The organism is Streptomyces sp. NPDC002446 (genome assembly GCF_053595675.1).
Genome location: NZ_JBSFYC010000051.1, coordinates 1 through 24322, shown reverse-complemented (window position 1 = coordinate 24322; position 24322 = coordinate 1). Strand labels below are relative to the sequence as shown.

At 73.2% G+C, this 24322-nt stretch carries 19 protein-coding genes; 12 read left to right on the top strand and 7 right to left on the bottom strand.

The annotated features are described in order from the left end of the window. Nucleotides 1–64 precede the first annotated feature (64 nt). Complete coding sequence (gltB, locus tag ACWD6P_RS25505) at nucleotides 65–4678, top strand: glutamate synthase large subunit (RefSeq protein ID WP_451446494.1); 4614 nt, start codon at nucleotides 65–67, stop codon at nucleotides 4676–4678. Next, nucleotides 4671–6131, top strand: a complete 1461-nt coding sequence (locus ACWD6P_RS25500) for a glutamate synthase subunit beta (protein ID WP_451446493.1) — start codon at nucleotides 4671–4673, stop codon at nucleotides 6129–6131. The genes gltB and ACWD6P_RS25500 overlap by 8 nt, the downstream gene beginning before the upstream one ends. A 291-nt stretch (nucleotides 6132–6422) precedes the next feature. On the opposite strand, the gene ACWD6P_RS25495 is transcribed toward ACWD6P_RS25500, so the two are convergent. Then, nucleotides 6423–7013: a hypothetical protein gene (locus tag ACWD6P_RS25495; RefSeq protein ID WP_451446492.1), complete on the bottom strand. Its 591-nt coding sequence runs from the start codon at nucleotides 7011–7013 to the stop codon at nucleotides 6423–6425. 67 nt (nucleotides 7014–7080) lie between these two features. On the opposite strand from ACWD6P_RS25495, the gene ACWD6P_RS25490 reads away from it, so the two are divergent. Next, nucleotides 7081–7842, top strand: coding sequence for an ArsR/SmtB family transcription factor (locus tag ACWD6P_RS25490; RefSeq protein WP_451446491.1), 762 nt, complete (start codon nucleotides 7081–7083; stop codon nucleotides 7840–7842). 28 nt (nucleotides 7843–7870) lie between these two features. Here ACWD6P_RS25490 and ACWD6P_RS25485 read toward each other — a convergent pair whose 3' ends face one another. Further along, nucleotides 7871–8452 (bottom strand): MarR family winged helix-turn-helix transcriptional regulator, encoded by a 582-nt coding sequence (locus tag ACWD6P_RS25485; RefSeq protein WP_451446490.1) that lies wholly within the window; start codon nucleotides 8450–8452, stop codon nucleotides 7871–7873. Between the two features lie 100 nt (nucleotides 8453–8552). Here ACWD6P_RS25485 and ACWD6P_RS25480 point away from each other — a divergent pair, with 100 nt between their 5' ends. Next, nucleotides 8553–9275: an SDR family NAD(P)-dependent oxidoreductase gene (locus ACWD6P_RS25480; protein WP_451446489.1), complete on the top strand. Its 723-nt coding sequence runs from the start codon at nucleotides 8553–8555 to the stop codon at nucleotides 9273–9275. A gap of 91 nt (nucleotides 9276–9366) precedes the next feature. On the opposite strand, the gene ACWD6P_RS25475 is transcribed toward ACWD6P_RS25480, so the two are convergent. After that, entirely contained in the window at nucleotides 9367–9855 is a 489-nt protein-coding gene (locus tag ACWD6P_RS25475; RefSeq protein ID WP_451446488.1) for a hypothetical protein, read from the bottom strand. Nucleotides 9856–9997: 142 nt separating this feature from the next. On the opposite strand from ACWD6P_RS25475, the gene ACWD6P_RS25470 reads away from it, so the two are divergent. Further along, nucleotides 9998–10732, top strand: a complete 735-nt coding sequence (locus tag ACWD6P_RS25470; RefSeq protein ID WP_451446487.1) for an MBL fold metallo-hydrolase — start codon at nucleotides 9998–10000, stop codon at nucleotides 10730–10732. Nucleotides 10733–10772: 40 nt separating this feature from the next. On the opposite strand, the gene ACWD6P_RS25465 is transcribed toward ACWD6P_RS25470, so the two are convergent. Then, nucleotides 10773–11828: a LacI family DNA-binding transcriptional regulator gene (locus ACWD6P_RS25465; RefSeq protein WP_451446486.1), complete on the bottom strand. Its 1056-nt coding sequence runs from the start codon at nucleotides 11826–11828 to the stop codon at nucleotides 10773–10775. A 168-nt stretch (nucleotides 11829–11996) separates the two neighbouring features. Here ACWD6P_RS25465 and ACWD6P_RS25460 point away from each other — a divergent pair, with 168 nt between their 5' ends. After that, a complete protein-coding gene (locus ACWD6P_RS25460; protein ID WP_451446485.1) occupies nucleotides 11997–12689 on the top strand; it encodes an alpha/beta fold hydrolase in 693 nt (230 codons plus the stop codon). Between the two features lie 32 nt (nucleotides 12690–12721). Here ACWD6P_RS25460 and ACWD6P_RS25455 read toward each other — a convergent pair whose 3' ends face one another. After that, nucleotides 12722–13726: an ArsR/SmtB family transcription factor gene (locus tag ACWD6P_RS25455; protein ID WP_451446484.1), complete on the bottom strand. Its 1005-nt coding sequence runs from the start codon at nucleotides 13724–13726 to the stop codon at nucleotides 12722–12724. An 85-nt stretch (nucleotides 13727–13811) separates the two neighbouring features. Between ACWD6P_RS25455 and ACWD6P_RS25450 the strand changes: the two genes are divergently transcribed. Then, nucleotides 13812–15074: an alpha/beta hydrolase gene (locus ACWD6P_RS25450; RefSeq protein ID WP_451446483.1), complete on the top strand. Its 1263-nt coding sequence runs from the start codon at nucleotides 13812–13814 to the stop codon at nucleotides 15072–15074. 33 nt (nucleotides 15075–15107) lie between these two features. Here ACWD6P_RS25450 and ACWD6P_RS25445 read toward each other — a convergent pair whose 3' ends face one another. Continuing rightward, nucleotides 15108–15956, bottom strand: coding sequence for a hypothetical protein (locus ACWD6P_RS25445; protein ID WP_451446525.1), 849 nt, complete (start codon nucleotides 15954–15956; stop codon nucleotides 15108–15110). A gap of 312 nt (nucleotides 15957–16268) precedes the next feature. On the opposite strand from ACWD6P_RS25445, the gene ACWD6P_RS25440 reads away from it, so the two are divergent. From ACWD6P_RS25440 to ACWD6P_RS25425, 4 genes are all read left to right on the top strand, one after another. Further along, the gene (locus ACWD6P_RS25440; RefSeq protein WP_451446482.1) at nucleotides 16269–17078 is read left to right on the top strand and encodes a S1 family peptidase; all 810 of its coding nucleotides are present in this window, start codon (nucleotides 16269–16271) and stop codon (nucleotides 17076–17078) included. 204 nt (nucleotides 17079–17282) lie between these two features. Continuing rightward, complete coding sequence (locus ACWD6P_RS25435; RefSeq protein ID WP_451446481.1) at nucleotides 17283–17465, top strand: hypothetical protein; 183 nt, start codon at nucleotides 17283–17285, stop codon at nucleotides 17463–17465. 271 nt (nucleotides 17466–17736) lie between these two features. Next, nucleotides 17737–17877 (top strand): hypothetical protein, encoded by a 141-nt coding sequence (locus ACWD6P_RS25430; protein WP_451446480.1) that lies wholly within the window; start codon nucleotides 17737–17739, stop codon nucleotides 17875–17877. A 118-nt stretch (nucleotides 17878–17995) separates the two neighbouring features. After that, nucleotides 17996–21076 carry an endo-alpha-N-acetylgalactosaminidase family protein gene (locus tag ACWD6P_RS25425; RefSeq protein WP_451446479.1) on the top strand — a complete coding sequence of 1027 codons (3081 nt, stop codon included), beginning with the start codon at nucleotides 17996–17998 and terminating at the stop codon, nucleotides 21074–21076. Between the two features lie 45 nt (nucleotides 21077–21121). Here the strand turns inward: ACWD6P_RS25425 and ACWD6P_RS25420 are convergent, their stop codons facing one another. After that, on the bottom strand, nucleotides 21122–22930 hold the full coding sequence (locus ACWD6P_RS25420) for a beta-galactosidase (RefSeq protein WP_451446478.1): 1809 nt from the start codon (nucleotides 22928–22930) through the stop codon (nucleotides 21122–21124). 147 nt (nucleotides 22931–23077) lie between these two features. Here ACWD6P_RS25420 and ACWD6P_RS25415 point away from each other — a divergent pair, with 147 nt between their 5' ends. Next, nucleotides 23078–23953: a helix-turn-helix domain-containing protein gene (locus ACWD6P_RS25415; protein WP_451446477.1), complete on the top strand. Its 876-nt coding sequence runs from the start codon at nucleotides 23078–23080 to the stop codon at nucleotides 23951–23953. Nucleotides 23954–24322 lie beyond the last annotated feature (369 nt).

Genomic DNA, 24322 nt, shown 5'->3' with positions numbered 1-24322 from the left:
ATTTCGCGGAGGGCCAACGTCGTCCCTCGGCAATGCCTATGCCACGACGACGTTGGGAGAGCCGATGCGTTCCGCGTCCACGCACTCCGCGACCACCGGCAGCGCCACCAGCGCCGCCTGGTCGCCCATGGACGGGCGCCCCGCCCAGCAGGGGATGTACGACCCGCGCAACGAGCACGACGCCTGCGGCGTCGGCTTTGTGGCCACCCTCACCGGCGAGGCCAGCCACGCGCTGGTCGAACAGGCCCTCACCGTCCTGACGAATCTGGAGCACCGCGGTGCCACCGGCTCGGAGCCCGACTCGGGTGACGGCGCCGGCATCCTGCTCCAGGTGCCGGACGCCTTCCTGCGCGAGAACGTCACCTTCGAGCTCCCCGAGGCCGGCGCCTACGCCGTCGGCATCGCCTTCCTCCCCTCCGATGCCCAGGAAGCGGCCGCAGCCGTCTCACGCATCGAGACGATCGCCGTCGAGGAAGGCCTGGACGTCATCGGCTGGCGCGTCGTCCCCGTCGCCCCGCAGCTGCTCGGCAACGGCGCCCGCGCCACCATGCCGGCCTTCTCCCAGCTCTTCGTCGGCGACGGCGAGAACACCGGCCTGGCCCTGGACCGCAAGGCCTTCGCGCTGCGCAAGCGCGCCGAGCGCGAGGCGGGCGTCTACTTCCCCTCGCTGTCCGCCCGGACCATCGTCTACAAGGGCATGCTGACCACCGGCCAGCTGGAGCCCTTCTTCCCGGACCTGTCCGACCGCCGCTTCGCCACCGCCATCGCGCTGGTCCACTCGCGGTTCTCCACCAACACCTTCCCGAGCTGGCCGCTGGCCCACCCGTACCGCTTCGTCGCGCACAACGGCGAGATCAACACGGTCAAGGGCAACCGCAACTGGATGCGCGCCCGCGAGTCGCAGCTGGCGTCGAAGCTCTTCGGCGCGGACAACGCCGAGCAGCTGGACCGGCTCTTCCCGGTCTGCACCCCGGACGCCTCCGACTCCGCCTCCTTCGACGAGGTCCTGGAGCTGCTCCACCTCGGCGGCCGCTCGCTGCCGCACTCGGTGCTGATGATGGTCCCGGAGGCCTGGGAGAACTCCACCTCCATGGACCCGGCCCGGCGCGCCTTCTACCAGTACCACTCCACGATGATGGAGCCCTGGGACGGCCCGGCCTGCGTCACCTTCACCGACGGCACCCAGGTCGGCGCGGTCCTCGACCGCAACGGTCTGCGCCCCGGCCGCTACTGGGTCACCGACGACGGCCTGGTCGTGCTCTCCTCCGAGGTCGGCGTCCTGGACATCGACCCGTCCAAGGTCGTCCGCAAGGGCCGCCTCCAGCCCGGCCGGATGTTCCTCGTCGACACCGCCGAGCACCGCATCATCGAGGACGACGAGATCAAGGCGCAGCTCGCCGCCGAGCACCCCTACCAGGACTGGCTGGACTCCGGCCTGATCGAGCTCGCCGACCTGCCCGAGCGCGAGCACATCGTGCACACCCACGCCTCGGTCACCCGCCGCCAGCAGACCTTCGGCTACACCGAGGAGGAGCTGCGGGTCATCCTCGCCCCGATGGCCAAGGCCGGCGCCGAGCCGATCGGCTCGATGGGCACCGACTCGCCGATCGCCGCGCTCTCCGAGCGCCCCCGGCTGCTCTTCGACTACTTCACCCAGCTCTTCGCACAGGTCACCAACCCGCCGCTGGACGCCATCCGCGAGGAACTGGTCACCTCGCTGATCTCCTCGCTCGGCCCGCAGGGCAACCTCCTGGAGCCCACCGCGGCCTCCTGCCGCAGCGTGACCCTGCCCTTCCCGGTCATCGACAACGACGAGCTGGCCAAGCTCGTCCACATCAACGCCGACGGCGACATGCCCGGCATGAAGGCCGTGACGCTCTCCGGCCTCTACCGGGTCTCCGGCGGCGGCGAGTCGCTGGCCGCCCGGATCGAGGAGATCTGCGCCGAGGCCGACGCCGCCATCGAGGACGGCGCCCGGCTGATCGTCCTCTCCGACCGCCACTCCGACGCCGAGCACGCACCGATCCCGTCGCTGCTGCTGACCTCCGCGGTCCACCACCACCTCATCGCCACCAAGACCCGCACCCAGGTCGGTCTGCTCGTCGAGGCCGGCGACGTCCGCGAGGTGCACCACGTCGCCCTGCTGATCGGCTACGGCGCGGCCGCGGTCAACCCCTACCTGGCGATGGAGTCCGTCGAGGACCTGGTCCGCGCCGGCACGTTCCTGCCGGGCATCGAGCCCGAGGCGGCCATCAGGAACCTCATCAAGGCGCTCGGCAAGGGCGTCCTGAAGGTCATGTCCAAGATGGGCATCTCCACCGTCGCCTCCTACCGGGGCGCGCAGGTCTTCGAGGCCGTCGGCCTGGACGAGGAATTCGTCGCGAAGTACTTCCACGGCACCGCCACCAAGATCGGCGGCGCCGGCCTGGACATCATCGCCAAGGAGGTCGCGGCCCGGCACACCAAGGCCTACCCGGTCTCCGGCATCGCCGCCACCCACCGCGCGCTGGACATCGGTGGCGAGTACCAGTGGCGCCGCGAGGGCGAGCCGCACCTCTTCGACCCGGACACCGTCTTCCGGCTCCAGCACTCCACCCGCTCGCGCCGCTACGACATCTTCAAGAAGTACACCGACCGGGTGAACGAGCAGTCCGAGCGCCTGATGACGCTGCGCGGCCTGTTCGGCTTCAAGTCGGACCGGCAGCCGATCCCCCTCGACGAGGTCGAGCCGGTCTCCGAGATCGTCAAGCGCTTCTCCACGGGCGCCATGTCGTACGGCTCCATCTCCCAGGAGGCGCACGAGACCCTCGCCATCGCCATGAACCGGCTGGGCGGCAAGTCCAACACCGGTGAGGGCGGCGAGGACCCCGAGCGCCTCTACGACCCGGCGCGCCGCTCGTCCATCAAGCAGGTCGCCTCCGGCCGCTTCGGTGTCACCAGCGAGTACCTGGTCAACTCCGACGACATCCAGATCAAGATGGCGCAGGGCGCCAAGCCCGGCGAGGGCGGCCAGCTGCCCGGCCACAAGGTCTACCCCTGGGTCGCCAAGACCCGGCACTCCACCCCGGGCGTCGGCCTGATCTCCCCGCCCCCGCACCACGACATCTACTCCATCGAGGACCTGGCTCAGCTGATCCACGACCTCAAGAACGCCAACCCGGCGGCACGTATCCACGTGAAGCTGGTGTCGGAGGTCGGCGTCGGCACGGTCGCGGCCGGTGTGTCCAAGGCGCACGCGGACGTGGTCCTCATCTCCGGCCACGACGGCGGCACCGGCGCCTCCCCGCTCACCTCGCTCAAGCACGCGGGCGGCCCCTGGGAGCTCGGCCTCGCCGAGACCCAGCAGACCCTGCTGCTCAACGGCCTGCGCGACCGGATCGTGGTGCAGACCGACGGCCAGCTCAAGACCGGCCGCGACGTCATCATCGCCGCCCTGCTGGGCGCCGAGGAGTACGGCTTCGCGACCGCCCCGCTGGTCGTCTCCGGCTGCGTCATGATGCGCGTCTGCCACCTGGACACCTGCCCGGTCGGCATCGCCACCCAGAACCCGACGCTGCGCGAGCGGTTCAGCGGCAAGGCCGACTACGTCGTCAACTTCTTCGAGTTCATCGCCGAGGAGGTCCGCGAGCTCCTCGCCGAGCTGGGCTTCAGGACCCTCGAAGAGGCCGTCGGCCACGCCGAGCTGCTGGACACCACCAAGGCCGTGGACCACTGGAAGGCACAGGGCCTGGACCTGGCCCCGCTGCTGCACGTCCCCGAGCTGCCCGAAGGCGCGGTCCGCCACCAGATCACCCTCCAGGACCACGGTCTGGAGAAGGCGCTCGACAACGAGCTGATCAAGCTCGCCGCCGACGCGCTCGCCGCCGACACCGCCGAGGCCGCGCAGCCCGTACGCGCCCAGGTCGCCGTGCGGAACATCAACCGCACGGTCGGCACCATGCTCGGCCACGAGGTGACCAAGAAGTTCGGTGGCGCGGGCCTGCCCGACGACACCATCGACATCACCTTCACCGGCTCGGCCGGCCAGTCCTTCGGCGCGTTCCTGCCGCGCGGTGTCACGCTGCGCCTGGAGGGCGACGCCAACGACTACGTCGGCAAGGGCCTGTCGGGCGGCCGGATCGTCGTCCGCCCCGACCGCGGCGCCGACCACCTGGCGGAGTACTCCACCATCGCGGGCAACACCCTCGCCTACGGCGCCACCGGCGGCGAGCTGTTCCTGCGCGGGCGGGTCGGCGAGCGCTTCTGCGTCCGCAACTCCGGTGCGACGGTGGTCTCCGAGGGCGTCGGCGACCACGGCTGCGAGTACATGACCGGCGGCAACGCGGTCGTGCTCGGTGAGACGGGCCGCAACTTCGCGGCCGGTATGTCCGGCGGTTTCGCGTACGTCATCGACCTGGACAAGGACAACGTCAACAAGGAGCTCGTCGAGGCGGTCCACGCGCTGGACGACACCGACAAGCAGTGGCTGCACGACGTCGTGCGCCGCCACCAGGAGGAGACCGGCTCCACCGTCGCCGCCAAGCTCCTCGCCGACTGGGACGCGGCCGCCGCCCGCTTCAGCAAGGTCGTCCCGGCCACCTACCAGGCAGTGCTCGCCGCCAAGGACGCCGCCGAGCGAGCCGGACTCTCCGAGTCCGAGACCCACGAGAAGATGATGGAGGCGGCGACCAATGGCTGACCCCAAGGGCTTCCTGACCCACGAGCGCGAGATCGCCAAGACCCGCCCCGTCGAGGAGCGCGTCAAGGACTGGAACGAGGTCTACCAGCCCGGCTCCCTGCTGCCGATCATCAGCAAGCAGGCGTCGCGCTGCATGGACTGCGGCATCCCCTTCTGCCACAACGGCTGTCCGCTCGGCAACCTCATCCCCGAGTGGAACGACTACGCCTACCGCGAGGACTGGACCGAGGCCAGCGAGCGGCTGCACGCGACCAACAACTTCCCGGAGTTCACCGGTCGCCTGTGCCCCGCTCCTTGTGAGGCCGCCTGTGTGCTGGGCATCAACCAGCCGCCGGTGACCATCAAGAACGTCGAGGTCTCCATCATCGACAAGGCGTGGGACAACGGCGACGTCACCCCGCAGCCGCCCGAGCGCCTCTCCGGCAAGACCGTCGCCGTCATCGGCTCAGGACCCGCCGGCCTGGCCGCCGCCCAGCAGCTGACCCGGGCCGGCCACACCGTCGCCGTCTACGAGCGCGCGGACCGTATCGGCGGGCTCCTCCGCTACGGCATCCCCGAGTTCAAGATGGAGAAGCGCCACATCAACCGCCGTATCGAGCAGATGCGCGCGGAGGGCACCAAGTTCCGTACGGAGGTGGAGATCGGCCGCGACATCGACGCCAAGAAGCTGCGCAAGCGCTACGACGCCGTCGTCCTCGCCGCCGGCGCCACCACCTCCCGCGATCTGCCGGTGCCCGGCCGTGACCTCAAGGGCATCCACTTCGCGATGGAGTACCTGCCGCTCGCCAACAAGGTGCAGGAGGGCGATCTGACGGTCGCCCCGATCACCGCCGAGGGCAAGCACGTCGTGGTCATCGGCGGCGGCGACACCGGCGCGGACTGCGTCGGCACCGCCCACCGCCAGGGCGCGGCCTCCGTCACCCAGCTGGAGATCATGCCCAGGCCGGGCGAGGAGCGGAACGCCAACCAGCCCTGGCCGACCTTCCCCATGCTCTACAAGGTCACCTCCGCACACGAGGAGGGCGGCGAGCGGGTCTACTCCGTCTCCACGACCCACTTCGAGGGCGACGAGGACGGCAACGTCCAGTGGCTGCACCTGGCCGAGGTGGAGTTCAAGGACGGCAAGCTGGAGCAGAAGCCGGGCACGGAGCGTCGTATCCCCGCCCAGCTGGTCACCCTCGCGATGGGCTTCACCGGCACCGACCAGGAGAACGGCCTGGTCGAGCAGTTCGGCCTGGAGCTCGACGAGCGCGGCAACGTCGCCCGTGACGGTGACTTCGCCACCAACGTCCCCGGCGTGTTCGTCGCCGGTGACGCGGGCCGCGGCCAGTCCCTCATCGTCTGGGCCATCGCCGAGGGCCGCTCCGCCGCCCGCGGCGTGGACCGCTTCCTGACCGGAGCCAGCGCCCTGCCCGCTCCCATCAAGCCGACGGACCGCGCACTGACCGTGTGAGCGACCGTCCCTGAATGTCCCGTACAACGTCGTACGGAGGCATGGGATCCGGGGAAGCCCCCGGCTCCCGACCGCGGCGCCTGTCCCCTCCCCCCGACCGGAGGGCAGGCGCCGCGGGTCTTTCCGGGAAATTTCCCTGCCCCGCCGTCCTTCCGGGATTCCCCCTGCCCCGCCGTCCTTCCGGGAATACCCCCTGCCCCGCCCCCGTTGTGGCCCCGCAGGGGGCGTTCGCGTCCCCTAGGGAATCTGTTCGCCCGCCCCCTACGGGCCGCTCTACGAGTACGGGCCGCTCTACGAGTACGAGCCGCCCGACGAGCCGCTCCGCTCCGTAGGGAAGCGCCGCCCCAACTGCCGGGCCAGCTCCCGGGCGGGTGCCGGTACGGTCTGGGCCGGGGGAGCGGCGGTCGGCCGGAAGTCGTGCACCGGTGGATGCCACGCCCCCAGGTCGATCCGCCGGTCGCTCAGCGGCAGGACCCACCGCGGGTCGGCATGCACCCGCAGCACCTGCGCCTCGATCTGTGTCCAGGCCCCGTCGGTCACCGTGCGCTCACCGACCCGGCGGGCCTCCAACTGGACCGGACAGTGCACCAGTCGGGGTGGCCGTACCAGTTCGGACGGCTCCGTCCAGGGTGCGTCCGTCGACGGCGCCATGGCGCCCGTCCCTTCCTCGGTCCCCGTCGCGTCCGGCGGCAGATTGAACACCACGTCCGGGCGTACCGCGAGGTTCCTCGCGGTACGCCCGCGGGTCGGCAGCCAAAGGCTCACGACCGGGCCGAGCTCCCACCGGATCCGCAGCTCGACCAGCACGAATGTTCCGTCGTCATTCTCCGTGGACAGCAGCGCCGGGGTGACCGAACTGCTCTTCTCCAGCGCGCCTTTCATGCCGTTGAGGATAGAAGCCGGATGATTCGGTGCTCACCGAAATGTTATCAGAGGTTACTCTGTGTACATGAACCGATGGGACGCCGATCAGGAAAGCCTCGCGGAGACTCCCGATCTCGCCGCTCTCGCGGCGCTGCTCGCGGACCGCACCCGCGCCGCCATCTGCATGGCCCTGCTCGACGGCGGCACCTGGACCGCCGGTGAACTCGCCGAATACGCCGCGGTGGCGCCCTCCACGGCCACCGAACACCTCAACCTCCTGGTCTCCGGCGGCCTGCTCGCCGAGGAGCGCCAGGGCCGGCGGCGCTATGTACGCCTCGCCGGGCCGGACGCCGCCGAGATCCTGGAGAACCTCGCCGGCCTGGCCCCCTACCGCCATGTCCCGATCCGCTCCCTGGCCGAGGCCAACCAGCGCAGGGCCCTGCACCACGCCCGTACGTGCTACGACCACATCGCCGGCGCCCTCGGCGTCGCCGTCGCCGAAGCGATGACCGAACGCGGCCTGCTCGCCCGGGACTACGGTCTGGTGCTGACCGCCGACGGCGCCGCGTGGCTGACCGCCCTCGGCATCCCCGACACCGGCCCCTCGGCCGCCCACCGCGCCCATGTCCGCACCTGCTTCGACTGGACGGTGCGCCGCCAGCACCTCTCCGGCGCGGTCGGTGCCGCCCTCTACCGCCACGCCGTGGACCGCGCGTGGATCGTCAAGTCGCCCACCACCCGCATCCTCAGCGTCACCGAGGCCGGCCGTACGGCCTTCCGGGAGCTGCTCGGCCTGCCCGACGGTGCGCTCTTCCCGTCCCTCGCGCTCACGTCCCCGCGCACCTGACCGCCGTACGGGCGCCCGGGAGGGGCGCTCAGTCCTCGCCGACGTGGCGGATGCGGTCGTCGCCGAGCCTGTGCTGGGTGTCCTGGAGCAGGATCCGCAGCAGCGCGGCGAGCTGCGTCTGCTGCTCGGGCGTCAGGCCGCCGATCAACTCGGCCTCGCGGCAGAGCACCTGGTCGACGGTGGCCTCGACCAGCTCATGGCCGGCCGGGGTCAGTTCGACCAGGACGGTGCGTGTCCGGCCCGCGCCCGGCTGCCGGGTCACCAGCCCCTCGCGCTCGGCGCGCGCCACCCGCTGGGAGATCGCCCCCGCGGTGATCATCGAGCGCCGGCTGAGCTCACGGGTCGTCAGGGTGTACGGCTCACCGCTGCGGCGCAGCACGCTGAGCAGGTCGAGGGTGGCCGGGTCCACCCCGGCGGCGGCCAGTACCCGCCGCCGGTCGTCGCCCAGCAGCTTGGCCAGCTGCCAGATGGGCGTCACGATCCCGATGGAGGACACCGGAGTGCCGGGGCGTTCGCGCTCCCAGGCGGCGGCGATCTCCTCGACGGGGTAGGGGGAGGCGTGCGTCACGGGGCGTCCGTCGTCGTCCCGCGCCTCGGAATCTCTTGCCACTGGCCCTCCCGGTGATGTTATGTTCAGGTCTAAATTTAGATCTGAACGTGCCCTGGGTCCAGGTTGGATTTAGGGCTGAACATTGGACGGAGCTCAGCGTATGTCACGCACCATCCTGGTCACCGGCGGCGGAACCGGCATCGGGTGCGCCGTCGCCCGCCACTTCGCGGCCCAGGGGGACGAGGTCATCGTCACCGGCCGCCGCCCCGGCCCCCTCCAGGAAGCGGCCGCCGGCCACCCGGGCATCCGCCCCCAGGTCTGCGACCACACCGACCCCGACGCGCTCACCGCGCTGCTCGCCCAACTCCCCGCCCGGATCGACGTCCTGGTCAACAACGCCGGCGGCAACACCGACCTGGACTCCGACGGCGCCGCCGACCTCGCGGCGTACGCCCGCGGCTTCCGCGCCAACCTCGACGCGAACCTGCTCAGCGCCGCGCTGACCACCAGGGCGGTGGAGGACCGGCTGGCGCCCGGCGGCGCCGTCGTCCACATCGGTTCGATCGCCGCCGACCAGGGCGCCGGCTCCTACGGGGCGGCCAAGGCCGGCCTCGCCTCCTGGAACGTCGAGCTGTCGCGGACACTCGGCCCCCGCGACATCACCGCGAACGTCGTCGCGCCCGGCTATGTCGCCGACACCGAATTCTTCCGCGACAAGCTCACCGGCGAGCGCCGCGAGAGCCTGGTGGCCGCCTCGGCCGTGGGCCGCGCGGGCTCCCCGGCCGACATCGCGGGGACGGTCGCCTTCCTGGCCTCACCGGCGGCCCGGCACCTGACCGGCCAGGTGCTCCACATCAACGGCGGTACCCGTACGACACGTTGACGCACCGCCGCCCGCGCCGGGCGCCGGCCCCGCCGCCACCGGGCGGGCCGGGAGGCCGCAGGTCGCGGCCCCCGCGCCCGGCCGGCGGCGGTCAGTCCTTGAACAGCTGCTTGCCGGTGGCCGCGTCCACGACCTTGCGGTCCGCCAGCGCGCCCTTGAGCTTGATCTTCACCTTGTCCGTGGCCAGCATCTCGGTGCACATCCCCTTGGCGCTCTTCTTCTTGCCCCAGCCGGTCACCACCACCAGGCCCTTGGACTCATGGCTGCGCGCGCCGAAGCGGGCATCGCAGGCACTGTGCCCGACGGTCACCGTGATCTCCCGTACGCCGGTGTCCTTGGGCCGCTCCGCGCCGACCAGCGGCAGCAGCGCCTCCTTGCGCCCCGGCACCGGCGAGACCTTCGGCCAGTCCCGCACTATCTGCTCCGCCCGGCGCTCGAACGCGTCCAACTTCTTCGGCGCGGGCGCGCTGCCCACGGTCTGCTGTTTCTGGCCGCAGCCGGACAGGGCGACGGCGCCGGACGCCGCCAGCGCGAGCGCGGCGGCGAGCGAACGGGTGCGGGAGAGGTGGGATCCTCGCATGACATGCCTCCTTGGGTCGGCACTGTGACGTGCCACAGGCAAGACGGGTTCCGGCCCAATCCGGCCGCGTTTCGCGGTGCGCTCAATCCGCCCACGGCGCAAACCGGCCACGGCGGCCCGCCCTCCCCGTAGCGTCCGCGCCATGGACACCCCCACCCGGATCACCCCCACCGTCTGGCAACTCCCCTTCCCCGTCGGGCACGTGTACGCCGTCGCGCTCCCCGACGACGGATACGCGCTGGTCGACACCGGCATCCCCGGCTCGGCCCCGGCCATCCTCGACGCGCTGGCCCGGCTCGGCGGCCGGCCGCGGCAGCTGCGCCAGATCGTGCTCACCCACTGCCACATGGACCACATGGGATCCGCCGCCGACCTCGTCGCCGCCACCGGCGCCCGCGTACTGGCCGGCGCGCTGGACGCCCCGTACATCCGCGGCGCCGCCCCCGAACCCGCAGCCGTCCTCACCGCCGCCGAACAGCCGCTGCACGAAGGGGTCATGGCGCACCTCGCGGCCTCCGGGGCACCGGCGCCCCGCCCGGTCGAGGTCGATGTCGCACTGCACGACGGCGACACCCTCGACGGCTGGCCGGAGCCGGTGCGCGTGCTCCACGTCCCCGGCCACACGCCCGGCGGGATAGCGCTGCACCTGCCCGGGAGCCGGCTGCTGTTCCCCGGTGACGTCATCGGTACGGACCCCGACGGCGGCCGCGCGGTCCTCGGGCCGTTCAACGTCGCACGGGAGACGGCCATCGCGTCCTTCCGGCGGCTCGCCGCCCTCGACGACGTCGACACGGTGTGCGTGGCGCACGGCGGGCCGATCCGCGGCGGCGCCCGGGAGGTGCTGAGGGCGGCGGCACCGGAGAAGGACTGGCTGTGAGGGCCGGGGCGCGGCGGCCCCGACTGCGGGCGCGGGCGCCTCAGCCGGAGTCGCGGGCCTCGATGCGGAAGGTGCCCAGCCGGTGGGTCGCGGGGGCGGTGCCGGGAGCGCGGATGAGTGCGGCGACCAGTTCCGCGATCCGCTCCGGCGCGGTGATCTCGGCGCGGACGCTCGTCAGACGCGGGCGCAGCAGCCGGGCCAGCAGCAGATCGTCCGCGCCCACCACCGCGATCCGGTCGGGCGATCCGGCGCCGATCGTGTGTCCGGCGTCCTGGAGGGCCCGCATCAGCAGCATCGCGTACTCGTCGTTGTACGCGAACACCGAATCCAGGCCCCACCGCGGCCAGTCGGCGGCCAGCCGCGCCGCGGACTCCTCGCAGAGCGCGAGGTCCAGCGGCCGCACCTCGGCGCCCGGGTGGGCGGCCGCCGCGTCCCGTACACCTGCCAGGCGGGGCCCCGCGAAGGCCGCGAGCTCCGGTTCGGCGGGCCGGACCACACCGATCCGGCGCCGCCCGCCGGCCAGCAGGTGCTCACCCGCCCGCAGGCCGGCCTCCCGCTGGTCGAGCAGCAGGGTGTGCGCGCCGGGGGGTGCCGACGGGCCGTGGGTGAGGACCGCGGCGGTGCCGGAGCGGTGCAGCAGCGCCACGGCGGCCGCGTCCAGCGGCGGGCCGTGCAGGGTCAGCACGGCGGCCGGCCGTAGTTCGGCCCAGGCGCGGGCGGCCGCCACCGGGGAGGCGGCGGGTGCGCCGTGCAGCACGCAGGTGTAGCCGAGGCCGTGCAGCGCGCTCTGGAAACCCGCCAGAAAGCGGGTGAACAGGCTGCCGAAGGCCGGCACCGTGCCGGCGGGCGCGGCCAGCAGCACGATGCTGCCCCGGCCGGCCCGCAGGCTCCGGGCCGCGGCGTGCGGTACGTACCCCAGCTCCTCGGCGGCCGCCCGGACCTTCGCCTGGGTGCGCTCGCCGACCCGCCCGTCGGCCTGCCCGTTCAGGACGTACGAGACGGTCGCCCGCGAAACCCCGGCGCGCCGGGCAACGGCCGTGCTGGTCGGGGGTGCTGGGGGCGTCGGAGTGGCCCGCGGGCCGGCTGGGTCAGTCATGCTGCTGGGCATCCTCGCACAGCGGTTCTGCCCGGCGGGTCGGAGCCGCGGAACGGCCCCCGCGCGTACTGACACGTGTAATCTCTGGCCGGTGCGGCCCCGGTCCGGGGAACCGGGTCCAAGAGCGCCGGGCGCCGGAGAACGGACCTGCGGGAGAGAGGCACGGGCATGCAGCTGCACACCCACGAATGGGGCACCGGCGAACGGACCGCGGTGCTGGTCCACGGGATGATGTCCGACCACCGCACCTGGCACCGGGTCGGTCCGGCGCTCGCCGCGCGGGGCTACCGCGTCCTCGCCGTCGACCTGCGCGGCCACGGCCGCAGCCCGCGCGGCGCCTACACCCCCGAACTCTTCGCCGACGACCTCGTCGAGACCCTGCCGGCCGCCCCCGAGGTCGTCATCGGACACTCCCTGGGCGGCCTGGCCCTCTCCCTGGCCGTGGAGCGGCTGCAGCCGCGGCGCGCGGTCTACAGCGATCCGGCCTGGTCGCTCGCCGGGCTCGGCCATGTCGACCCCGGTGTGTTCGTCACCTTCAAGACCGCCGACGCCGCGCGGGTACGGACCTTCAACCCGGGCTGGAACGACGCCGATGTGCACATCGAACTCGCCACGCTCGCGGACTGGGACAGCCGGACCGCCCTGGCGCTGTCCGACCAGCGTCTCCAGGACTGGACACCCGAGAAGCCGGTCGTCCCCTCGCTGGTCCAGATCGCGGGCGAGGGCTTCTTCTTCCCCGAGGGGACGGCCGCCGCGCTCACCGACCGCGGCTTCGAGGTCCGCACCGTGCGCGGCGCCGGCCACACCATCCACCGCGACGACTTCGAGGGCTTCCTGGCGGGGCTGGAGGGGTGGGTCTAGGGCCTCTCCGGTCCTGGCCCGTCGGACAGGTCTCAGGGCCGCGGCTCCCCGGTGTTCCGGGGCCCGTCGCCGCGGTGTTCCCGGACCAGCAGGGTGCCCAGGGCGGTGCGCCGGTGCAGTACGGCACGGCCCGCCCGGACCGTGGTGATCAGGCCCGCGCCGCGCAGCGCGGCGGTGTGGGCGGAGACGGTGGCGTTGCTGACGCCCAGCCGGCGGGCGAGCCGGCTGGTGGTGTGCTCCGTCGCGAGCAGGAGCAGGATGCGCAGGCGGGTGCGTCCGAGCACCTCGGCGAGCGCGCCGTCGGCGCCGCCGCCCGCCCCGTCCGCAGTGAGCGGCAGGCCCGGCCCGGCGGGGTAGGTCAGGTACAGGGGGCGGCCGGGCAGGTCGGCGATGAGCGGGCGGCCGGTCCAGTGGAAGGTGGGCCGGAGCACCAGGCCGCGGCCGTCCAGCGCGAAGTGCGCCTCCCGGGCGGCCGTGAACTCCCAGACGTCACCGTGCAGTCGGCCGCCCGGGACGAGCCGGTCGAGCGCGGCACCGATGCCGTGCTCGGCCACGGTCAGCGCATGGCGGCCGAACTCCGTCCGGTGCAGGTCCTGCACCACGGGCCACACGGGGCGCAGCGCCGTGTCGAACGCCGCGTGCTGTGCGCGGCGCAGCAGGCGCCAGGCCTCGGCGTCGCCCCGGTGCAGACCGCGGAGCCACGGCGGAGGCGGGGCCGGGTGCCGGGCGTAGACCCGCTCGATCTCGGAGCGGACCAGTTCCGGGCGGGCGGCCCGTACCGCGTCCAGGCCCTCCGCCAGGCTGTCGCTGAACACATCGAGGAACGCGGGGGCCTGGTCCGCGGGGACCAGGTCGCCCAGGGGTGCGGCGGCGGCCGGCAGCGACCGCAGCAGCCGTTGCCGCCAGCGGCCGAAGAGCACGGCGTCGTCGGGGCGGCACATCCGCATCAGGGCCGTGTTCAGCTCCAGCAGCGGGGCCGGCCGGGGAGCGAACCGGACGCGGGCGAAGTCCGCGGCCGTGAAGCGGATCCGTATCACTGCTCTCCCTCGCGGTGCGGCGCCATCCTTTAGAGTCCGCCCTCAACGTTCGCCCGGCGGCGCGGCCGGACGCCAGCATGCGGGCATGTCCTCCTCATTCACTCATGGCGCCGGCGCGCCCGGCCGGCGGACCGTCACCGCCTCGGCCGCGCTGGCCGCCGCGCTGCTGCTCACCGGCGGCTCCGGCCGCGCACCGGCCGGGCCCGGGGCGCCGGCGCCCGCGCCCGGCCCGGCCCTGCGGCTGCCGGCGCCCACCGGCCCGCACCGCATCGGCCACACCACGCTGTACCTGGCCGACCGTGCCCGGCGCGACCCGTGGAAACCCGCGATCCCCGTGCGGGAGGTGATGGCCACGGTGTTCTACCCGGCCCGCACCGTCCACGGATACCCGGTGGCCCCGCAGATGACCGCGGACGCCGCGGCGCTGTTCGCGACGATCGACGCCACCGTCCACCACCTTCCCGCGTCCGGTGTGAACTGGGCGGCCACCCGGACGCATGCGCATACGGGCGCGCCCGCGCAGCCGGTACGGCGCCCGGTGCTGCTCTACAGTCCGGGCGGCGCCGATCCACGCACCCTGGGCACCGGGCTCGCCGAGGAACTGGCCAGCCACGGCTATGTGGTGGTGACCGTCGACCACCCCGGCGACGCGAGCGAGGTCGCCTTCCCCACCGCGATGACGGGACGGGGGCGGGTCCGGCCGACCGTCCTCCGGGGCGACCCGCGGACGTCCCCGGAGATCTTCCGCACCGCCATCAGCACCCGGATCGCGGACCTCCGGTTCGTCCTGGACCAGTTGACGGTCCTGGCCGGCGGGGGCAACCCCGACGCGGCGGGCCGCCCGCTGCCGAAGGACCTCGGACGTGCGCTGGACCTGCGGCGGGTGGGGGTCTACGGCCACTCGGCCGGTGGCACCGCCGCGGCCGAGGCGATGCACGAGGACCGCCGCATCGGCGCGGCGGTCAACATGGAGGGCTACCTGGACCACCCGCCCACGACGCCGGGCCCGGGCCGCGAAGGGGAGTTGTTTCCGGTCGCCCGCTGCGGAGCCGACCGGCCGCTGCTCCTCCTGTGCACCGACGGCTTCCCCGGCCGCAAGGAGATGGCACGCTCCTGGTCGGCCCTGCTCGCCCGCTCGCGAGGACTCGCCCGCCGCCGGCGGATCGACCACGCCGCACACGCGGTGTTCACCGACTACGCCGCCATGGCGCCCCAGTTGCAGGCCGCCGGGCTGATGCCGCGAACAGACCGGGTCATGCTGGTCGGCGCGCTCGATCCGGCCGTATCGGTGCCCGTGGTGCGGCACCACGTACGGCGGTTCTTCGACCGGCGGCTGCCCCGGTGCTGACCGTCCGCCCTTCGGCCACCGCCCGGCGCTCGGTCACGTATCGCAGTCCAGCAGCGTCTTGCACAGTCCGCAGCGCGCCTGGAGCCGCCCGCGGACCGGGACCCGGATCCGCTGGTGGCAGGCGGGGCAGCGGAACGACACCCGCAGCGGCGGCCCCTCGAAGGCGTAGCCGTCGCCCGGGGCCGGCGGGCGGCCGGTCCGCCGCGGATCCTGCGCCGCCCGGCGGTCCTTGGCGTAGCGGAGCCGGGCGGCCCAGCCGGCGGCGGCGAGCGGCGGCCGGCGCGCGTCCTGCCGGGCCCGGGCCGCGCCCGCCGCATACGCCTGGTACGCCTGCGGGCTGGTGAACCACGGCGCCGGGTCCTCACCGAAGAACTCCGCCCGTTTGGCGAGGACATAGCCGAACTCCTCGGGCGTCAGATAGCCGAGCTTCTGCGAGAACGGGCCGTGCTCGCGGTAGGCGTCCAGCAGCAGCCAGCCCGTGCCGAGGTACGCCGTCGCGGTGTCGGTGAGGATCTCGTTGTCGCGGGTGCCGGGGAACGACAGGTCCAGGCGGTGCAGATAGACGTGCATCACCTCATGGGCCAGCGCGGCGCCGATGTCCTTGCGGTGCTTCTTGAAGCGGTCGTTGAGCTCGATGAAGTACTCCGGTCCCGCGGTCAGTTCGATATGCGCGGCGTACTCCATCTCCCGGAAGCCGACCACGATCCGCGCGTCCGGCAGCCGCAGGTGCCGGACCAGGGCGTGGGCGACCCGCTGCGCCCCCAGATACAGGTCCTCGGTGTCGTCGAAGGCCACGTCGGCCGGAAGCACGCTGGTGGCGAAGGTGCTGACGGTGTCGTACGACAGGCGTGTGAAGAGCGCATGGACGGCCGAACGCACCATGTCGAGATGGGGAAATCCGTGCTCGATGCCGCTGCCGCCCGTGGTCACCCGGCCTACTGTACGGGTGTCCTGGTTCGTCCGGTATGGGCTGTACGGGGCGTGGGTAGTAAGGGAGTTGGCTGGATGCGCACCCTTGTCACTCTGATCGCCCACTCCACATAATCCAAGGGCGCTTTACGGACTCATCCCCCACTGGGTCCGGACGCCTTACGGCGTGCCGTCGTCTTCCACGCACATCCTTCGACGGTCACGTCCGGCTCCGGTGTTGGCATGGGCTCGTCAGCGACGAAACCCCCCACGAAAGGAAGCCCGTTGCTCAGCTACCGGAAGCTCCTCACGAGAACCACCGCCGTCGGCGCGGTCGCCCTGGCCGCCTTCAGCCTGCAGCCCGGCTCGGCCTCCGCCGCCCCCGCTCCCGACCCGTCAGGTTCCGTCCACACCAAGGTCGTCGGCGGCACCAAGGCCGAACAGGGCGAATACCCGTTCATGGTCCGGCTGTCGATGGGCTGTGGCGGCGCGCTCTACGCCAAGGACATCGTGCTCACCGCGGCGCACTGCGTCGACGGCAGCGGGGACAACACCTCCATCACCGCCACCGCGGGTGTGGTCGACCTGGAGGACTCCAGCGCCGTCAAGGTGAACTCCACCAAGGTCCTCCAGGCCCCCGGCTACAACGGCAAGGGCAAGGACTGGGCGCTGATCAAGCTCGCCAAGCCGATAGACCTGCCGACGCTGAAGATCGCCGAGAACGACAAGCTCAACAGCGGCGACTTCGAGATCGCCGGCTGGGGCGCCGACAAGGAAGGCGGCGACCAGCAGCGCTACCTCCTCAAGGCGACCGTCCCGTTCGTCGACGACGCCGCCTGCCAGAAGGCCTACGGCGACCAGCTCACGCCCGGCGACGAGATCTGCGCCGGCAAGCTGGACACCGGCGGCATCGACACCTGCCAGGGTGACTCCGGCGGCCCGATGTTCCGCAAGGACGACGCCGGCGAGTGGCTCCAGGTCGGCATCGTCTCCTGGGGCGAGGGCTGCGCACGGCCCGGCAAGCCCGGTGTCTACAGCGAGGTGAGCACCTTCGCCGCGGACATCAAGAAGGCCGCGGGCGAGCTCGGCGGCTGACCGCACCACCCACGCACGGCACGGGCCCGGGGCGCAGCGGCTCCCCGGGCCCGTCGCCGTGCCGGGACTTTGGTCCCCCGCCCACGGGACCTCGGTCCCTCCCGGCCGGGGGCCGAACTCACCCTTCCGAAGGGTCCTTGTGCCGTCAGCGATGACCGTAGGGCCTCTGGGCGGCCCCCTCGGCCCCTCCCTAGCGTGAACGGCATGACCACCGAGCCCCGCACCCGCCCCCCGGCGCGCGACCGCGGCCACCGCGCAACGGTCGTCGCCGCCCTCCTCCTCGCCGCCAGCGCCGCCGCCCTCGCCTACGTCCTGCTGGGCGGCCACCACGGCCCCATCGAGCCGGATCCGACCGACGACGCTCCCTCGCGGACGTTCCCCCGCTAGCGATGCCGATCAGCGTGGTCATCGCGGACGACCAGGACCCGGATCCCGCTGACCGTACGCGCCGAGGCCGCCGCCGGCGTCTCGCTGACCGCCTCGGCGGTGCTGATCGCCGGGCAGCACGCCCTGCAGGTATGGGGCCTGGGGGAGGGCATCGCGCTGCTGGTCCTGCTGACCGCCGTGGTCCACCGCGCCCCCGGCCGCACCGCCGCCTTCCTCGGCCCGCCTGGCCGACGCGCTGCCGGCCGACCTGGCCGCGGCCGTCTACCGCATCGTGCGCGAGGCGCTGACCAACGTCCGCAAGCACGCGGCGGACGCCACCGCGGTGCGGATCGGGCTGCACTCCGCTACCGGCGCGGAGGGCGGCTGGGAGCTGGTCGCCGTACCGCCCCTGGACGGCGACCAGCCCGCCTGACCCCCGCGGCGACTTCTGTCCAACACCTCCCCCTCCTTTGTCCATAGGCGCACCCCCCGCCCCGGCAGCACGCTGTGCGCCGACAGCCAGTGCAGGCCCGAAGGGGAGGACAGCGCGCGTGAACGAACAGACAGGTGCCCGGCGCGGGCCCAGCCGCAGAAACGTCGTCGCCGCCACCGCCCTCGCCCCGGTCGCCGGCCGGCTCCCGCTCGGCGCACCCCCCGCCGCTGCCGCACCGCGCGCCGACGGGCCGGTCCTGCGCTCCGACGCGCTGGACGTCCGCCTCGACACCGCCTTCCCGCGCATCGTCTCCTACACCGACCGCGGCACCGGCGCCGTCCTGCACGGCCAGGACACCGCGGTCACCCAGGTCCTCATCGACGGCACCGCCCGCACCCCCCGCGTCACCCACCGGGCCCGCACCGACCGCGCCACCTACACCCTCGCCTTCGACGGCGGCACCACCCTCACCGTCGAGATCGCCGTCCGGGGATGGCAGACCACCTGGCGCGTCACCGGCATCACCGACACCCCCGCGCTGCGCGTCGGCACCCTGGAGATCCCCGGCCTCGCCCTGCTGAGCGTCCGCAGCGACCAGCCCGGCGCCGCCCTGTTGGCCGCCCGCATCGAACTGGACAAGGCCAAGAGCGGCGACACCCTGGTGCGGCCGTCCGCCGACACCCCCGCCGACGCCTCGCCCACCGGATGCGCCTACGCCGTCGTCGCCACCGACGAACTGGCCGCCGCCATCGAGACCAACACCGTCCACGACACCCCCACCGGCGCCACCACCTGGGAGAACGGCCGGCTGTGGCGGCAGATCGTCAAGCGCGACGGCTTCACCGGGGCGCGGCTGGGCTGCGGCCAGTGGACGTACCGCGCGGCCGGGCAGCCAGTCGACGCCACCGACCCGCTGCCCTACGCCACCGTCATCGTCACCCGCGACCGCAACGGCGACGGCCGCACCGACTGGCAGGACGCCGCGATCGCCCTGCGCGACATCATGGTCGTGCCGCTGGGCGCCGACGCACAGCACCTGCGGGTGGTCCCGCACATCCCGTTCAACTTCGCCAGCCAGGCCACCAACCCGTTCCTGGCCACCCTCGACAACGTCAAGCGGATCGCGCTGGCCACCGACGGACTGCGGCAGCTCACCCTCCTCAAGGGCTACCAGTCCGAGGGCCACGACTCCGCACACCCCGACTACGGCGGCAACTACAACCAGCGGGCCGGCGGCCTCGCCGACCTCAACGCCCTGGTCCGCGCCGGCAAGAAGTGGAACAGCGACTTCGCGGTCCACGTCAACGCCACCGAGTCCTACCCCGTCGCGCACGCCTTCTCCGAGACCCTGGTCGACAAGGACGACAAGCAGTGGGACTGGCTCGACCAGTCCTACCGCATCGACGCCCGCCGCGATCTGGTCTCCGGCGACATCGCCCGGCGCTTCGCGCAACTGCGCAAGGAGACCGACCCGGCCCTGACCACCCTCTACATCGACGTGTTCCGCGAGTCCGGCTGGAACTCCGACCGCCTCCAGCGCCATCTGCGCGACCAGGGCTGGCAGATCACCACCGAATGGGGCCACGGCCTGGAACGCTCCGCCCTCTGGTCGCACTGGGCCACCGAGACCGACTACGGCCCCGACACCTCCCGCGGCATCAACTCCCAGCTGATCCGCTTCGTCCGCAACCACCACAAGGACGTCTTCGCCGACAAGTGGCCCACGCTGCTGGGCAACCCCCGGATGGGCAACTTCGAGGGCTGGGTCGGCAAAACCGACTGGCACGCCTTCCACACGATCATCTGGACCGACGCACTGCCCGCCAAGTACCTCCAGGCGTACCCCATCAAGACCTGGGGCGCGCACGAGATCACCTTCGAGGGACCCACCCGCACATCGGTCGACGACACCCAGGGCACCCGCAGGATCACCACCGACGGCCGGACCGTCTACGACGACGGCACCTACCTGCTGCCCTGGGAACCCCGCCACGCCACCGACCCCGGCAAGCTCTACCACTACAACCCCCGCGGCGGCACGACCAGTTGGACCCTGCCCCGCGGCTGGTCGTCCGCCGCCGCCGTGTACGCCTACCGGCTCACCGACCAGGGCCGCACCCAGGAGACCCGGATCCCCGTCAGCGGCGGCCGGATCACCCTCACCGCGCGGCCCGGCGTCGCCTACGTCCTCTATCGCGACCGGGCCCCCGCCCAGAGCGGCCCCGACTGGGGCGAGGGCACCGCGCTGGCCGACCCCGGCTTCCACTCCGCAACCCTCGACGCCTGGCAGACCACCGGCCCGGCCTCCGTCGAACCCAGCGCCACCGGCGACTACGAACTGGTCATCGGCGCGGGCGGCGCCGCCGCCGTCAGCCAGCGACTCACCCGGCTCGCCCCCGGCAGCTACGCCGCCTCCGTACAGATCGAGGTCGGCGCCAAGGCCGGCGAGCGCCGGCGGGCCGCCCTGGAGATCCGCACCGCCGACGGCGTCACCGCCCTCAACTGGACCGACACCTCCACCGCCGGCAACTACGTGGCCGCCGACCGCAAGTCCGGCACCCGCTTCCAGCGCCTCTTCACCCGCTTCACCGTCCCCGAGGGCGGCGGCCCGACCACCCTCTCCCTCACCGCGGCGGCCGGCCGCGCCCGGATCCGCTTCGACAACGTACGCGTCGTCCGCGCCGAACCCACCACCAAGAAAGGCACCCTGGCCTACGAGGACTTCGAGCACGTCCCCCAGGGCTGGGGCGTCTTCGTCAAGGGCGACGTCGGCAAGATCACCGACCCCCGCACCCATATCGCCCAGCGGCACGCCCCGTTCACCCAGCGCGGCTGGAACGGCAAGGCGATCGACGACGTCATCGACGGCGGCCAAGCGCTCAAGTCCCGCGGCGAGAACACCGGCCTGGTCTACCGGACCGTCCCGCACACCGTCCGCTTCACCCCCGGCCGCCGCTACCGGATCACCTTCCGCTACGCGAACGAGACCGCCGGCCAGTACGCCTGGATCACCGCCGTCGACGAGCCCGCACCCCGCGAACTGACCCGCCACCCCCTGCCCGCCGCCACCCGGCCCACCACCCACACCTACGAGTTCACCGCCCCCGCCCGCGGCGACGCCTGGGTCGGACTGCGCAAGACCGGCGACGACGGGACGGCGGAGTTCGTCCTGGACACCTTCGAGGCACGCGAGGTGTAGCAAGCCGGGCCGTGGGGGCGGTCGGTGCGCCCCCACGGCCCTCCCTCAGCCCTGCGCCGCGCAGGGAAACAGACCGGGCGCCCCCGCCCCTTCCCCCACCAGGGCCGGGGCGCCCTCCCACTCCCACAGCAGCAGCGCATTGCCGCCCTCCCGCAGCACCGGCCCCGGCACGTACAGGGTGCGCTGCGGCCCGACGGACCGGTAGCGGCCCAGACAGAACCCGTTGATCCAGGCGACCCCGTGGCTCCACCCCGGCAGCGCGAGCTCCGCGTCCCCGGCCGGCCCGGCCACCGTCACCGTCCCCCGGTACAGCCCGGGCGCCCCGCCGGACCCCGCCACACCCCGGAACGGCACCTTCGCCAGCGCCCCGGCCTCCTCCAGCGCATCCAGCCGCAGCCCCCGCGACCGCACGCCGTGCAGATACTGCCGCTCGTGCAGCACCCCGCCCGCGATCCCCTTGGACTCACCCAGCCGCGGCCCGTAGTTGACCCGCCCCAGCGACGTCACCCACAGCTCCACCGACGCCGGCCCCGCCACCTCCCCGATCACCGCGTCCTCGGCGTCCAGCACACCCCGCAGCTCCCCGTCGACATACACCACCGCCCGGTCCCGCAGCCCGCTCACCCGCAGCGGATACCGGCCGCGCGGCCCCGGCACCGCCACCCGGTAACGGACCACCCCCCGGTCCACGCCCAGCTCCTCGAAGGTCGCCGGGACACCCCCCTCGGTCTCCGCACCGCCCAGCGCCGCCATCACCTCCCCGGCCGGCGCCCACTCCTCAACCACCCCCCGCGCCGCGGCCGCGAGCCCCGGCAGCGCCCCCGGCACCTCGGGCAGCGGGCCGTCCGCCCACTGCGCGAGCACCTCACGAAAGCGCCAGAACTTCTCCGTCGGACGCCCGCGCTCATCGACCGGCGCCCCGTAGTCGTACGACGTCACGGTCGCCCGCAGCTCCCCGTCGTGCAGCTCACCCGCGCGGTTGGCGCCCGCCCACCCGCCGAAGCTGGTGCCGCCGTGCGCCATGTAGATGTTCACCGAGGCCCCGCACTCCAGGATCTCCCGCAGCGCCTCAGCCGCGTCCCGCGCCTCGCGCGCGGCATCCGCCCGCCCCCAGTGCGCGAACCACCCGCACCAGAACTCCATGCACATCAGCGGCCCGCCCGCCCGATGGCGCCGCAGCGCCGCGAACGCCTCCCGGGCCCCCGAACCGAAGTTGACGGTCGCCGGCACCCCCGGCACCGACCCACCGCTGAGCATGTGGTCCTCCGGCCCGTCCGAGGTGAACAGCGGCACCCGCACGCCGAGCCCCCGCAGCCGCGCCACGATGTGCGCCAGATAGCGGGCGTCGCTCCCGTACGAGCCGTACTCGTTCTCCGCCTGCACCATGATCACCGGCCCGCCGCCCGGACCGCCCGGCCCCGCCGCCGTGCACTGCCGCGCCACGACCTGCGGCAGCAGCCGGGCGAACCACGCGTCCACGGCCCGCAGAAACGCCGCGTCACAGGTCCGCACCCGCCGGCCCAGCGGCCCGGTCAGCCAGTGCGGCAGCCCGCCGTTCTCCCACTCCGCGCAGATGTACGGCCCCGGGCGGACGATCGCCCACAGCCCCGCCGCCCGCGCCGCGTCCAGGAACCGGCCCAGCGCCCCGACGTCCTTGAACTCACCGGGCCGCGGCTCGTGCAGATTCCACGGCACATACGTCTCCACGCAGTTCAGGCCCATCGCCCTCAGCATCGCCAGCCGGTGGCCCCACTGCCCCTCGTGCACCCGGAAGTAGTGCAGCGCCCCCGACAGCAGCCGCACCGGCCGCCCGTCCAGCGTGAAGTCCCGCTCACCCACGGCAAATTCCGCCACGTCACCCGCCCCTGTGTCGTCGCCCTGCGTCATCGGCCACCCTCGCCCTCTGGCGGTGTGACGGTCCATGGACAAAGATCGGCCCTGATTGGACGGTTCGAACGACTGGCGGTACGGCTCGCACACACAGCGACGGGAGGAACGGGCATGTACCACACCTGGATGCGGTACTTCACCCCGAGCCCGGTCCACCACCGGCTCGGCCTGGTGTGCCTGGGCGTCGGCCTCCAGTACGGCACACTGCCCACGGTCGGCCCGCGCACCCTCGACCACCACGTCGCCATCGTCGTCAGCGCCGGCCGCGGCTGGTACGCCGACCCCGAAGGACGCCGCCGCACGGTCACCGCCCCCGCCCTGCTGTGGCTCGTCCCCGGCGTACCCCACCACTACGGGGCCGACCCCGACACCGGCTGGGACGAGAGCTTCGTCGACTTCACCGGACCCGCCGCCGCGACCTACACCGAACTCGGCTACATCGAGCCGGACCGGCCCGTCGTACCCCTCGCCGACACCGGCCCGGCCCGGACCGCGGTCGGCCGCATCGCCCGCGCGGCCCGCCGCGGCAACCCCCTCCTGGAGGTGGAGACCTCCGCCGCCGTCCACGAACTCCTGGTCGCCCTGCGCCGCGCCCGCGCCGACACCGACGCCGACGGCGACCCCGTCCTGGCGGCCCTGGCCCGGGACGCCTTCCTCCCCCTCTCGGTCGCCGAGCACGCCGCCCGGCACGGCATGACCCCCGCCGAACTGCGCACCGCCGTACGCCGCGGCGCCGGCTGCAGCCCCAAGGACTACCTGCTCGGCATCCGCCTCGGCCGGGCCAAGGAACTCCTGGTCGGCACCGAACTCCCGGTCGCCGCGGTCGCCCGCCGGGTCGGCTACGACGACCCCGCGTACTTCAGCCGCCTGTTCACCCGCCGCGTGGGCACCGCCCCCGTCCGCTTCCGCGACCGGCAGGTCCACAGCGTCCCCGGCGGCTGGTCCACCCAGATCCCCGACCCGGACGACCCGCCACTGGTGCGCTGAGCCGGGGGCGGCCACCGGGCCGGTGCGCGGTCGCTTCGTCGTGCGGGTCGGAGGGGACACCCCGTACCCCGTCCTCGGCGCGGGCGCATCTGGTACGCGGAAAAGTCACCCCGGCGTCCGCTCCGGTCCTGCGGGCGGGGCACGGGACATCCCCTCCGACCGGCCACGCAGGCGGCTGACCGACCGTACCGATGATGGTCACCACAGACGATCACGGGATGGCTGGACTCCTTGCGAGTGTCTACGGACAGTGCCACCGGGCCGCAGACGGAACACACGCAGGCCGGAGGGGACGTACGGGGGTCCGCCCGCAGGACTGGAGCGAACGCCGGGGTGACTTCCGCTCGTACCAGAAGCGCCCGCGCCGAG

Coding starts and splice junctions, on each gene's coding strand:
- ACWD6P_RS25470 (WP_451446487.1), top strand. CDS start 9,998: ATGGACACCCCCACCCGGATCACCCCCACCGTCTGGCAACTCCCCTTC.
- ACWD6P_RS25500 (WP_451446493.1), top strand. CDS start 4,671: ATGGCTGACCCCAAGGGCTTCCTGACCCACGAGCGCGAGATCGCCAAG.
- ACWD6P_RS25480 (WP_451446489.1), top strand. CDS start 8,553: ATGTCACGCACCATCCTGGTCACCGGCGGCGGAACCGGCATCGGGTGC.
- gltB (WP_451446494.1), top strand. CDS start 65: ATGCGTTCCGCGTCCACGCACTCCGCGACCACCGGCAGCGCCACCAGC.
- ACWD6P_RS25450 (WP_451446483.1), top strand. CDS start 13,812: ATGTCCTCCTCATTCACTCATGGCGCCGGCGCGCCCGGCCGGCGGACC.
- ACWD6P_RS25460 (WP_451446485.1), top strand. CDS start 11,997: ATGCAGCTGCACACCCACGAATGGGGCACCGGCGAACGGACCGCGGTG.
- ACWD6P_RS25465 (WP_451446486.1), bottom strand. CDS start 11,828: ATGACTGACCCAGCCGGCCCGCGGGCCACTCCGACGCCCCCAGCACCC.
- ACWD6P_RS25495 (WP_451446492.1), bottom strand. CDS start 7,013: ATGAAAGGCGCGCTGGAGAAGAGCAGTTCGGTCACCCCGGCGCTGCTG.
- ACWD6P_RS25415 (WP_451446477.1), top strand. CDS start 23,078: ATGTACCACACCTGGATGCGGTACTTCACCCCGAGCCCGGTCCACCAC.
- ACWD6P_RS25435 (WP_451446481.1), top strand. CDS start 17,283: ATGACCACCGAGCCCCGCACCCGCCCCCCGGCGCGCGACCGCGGCCAC.
- ACWD6P_RS25445 (WP_451446525.1), bottom strand. CDS start 15,956: ATGGTGCGTTCGGCCGTCCATGCGCTCTTCACACGCCTGTCGTACGAC.
- ACWD6P_RS25490 (WP_451446491.1), top strand. CDS start 7,081: ATGAACCGATGGGACGCCGATCAGGAAAGCCTCGCGGAGACTCCCGAT.
- ACWD6P_RS25475 (WP_451446488.1), bottom strand. CDS start 9,855: ATGCGAGGATCCCACCTCTCCCGCACCCGTTCGCTCGCCGCCGCGCTC.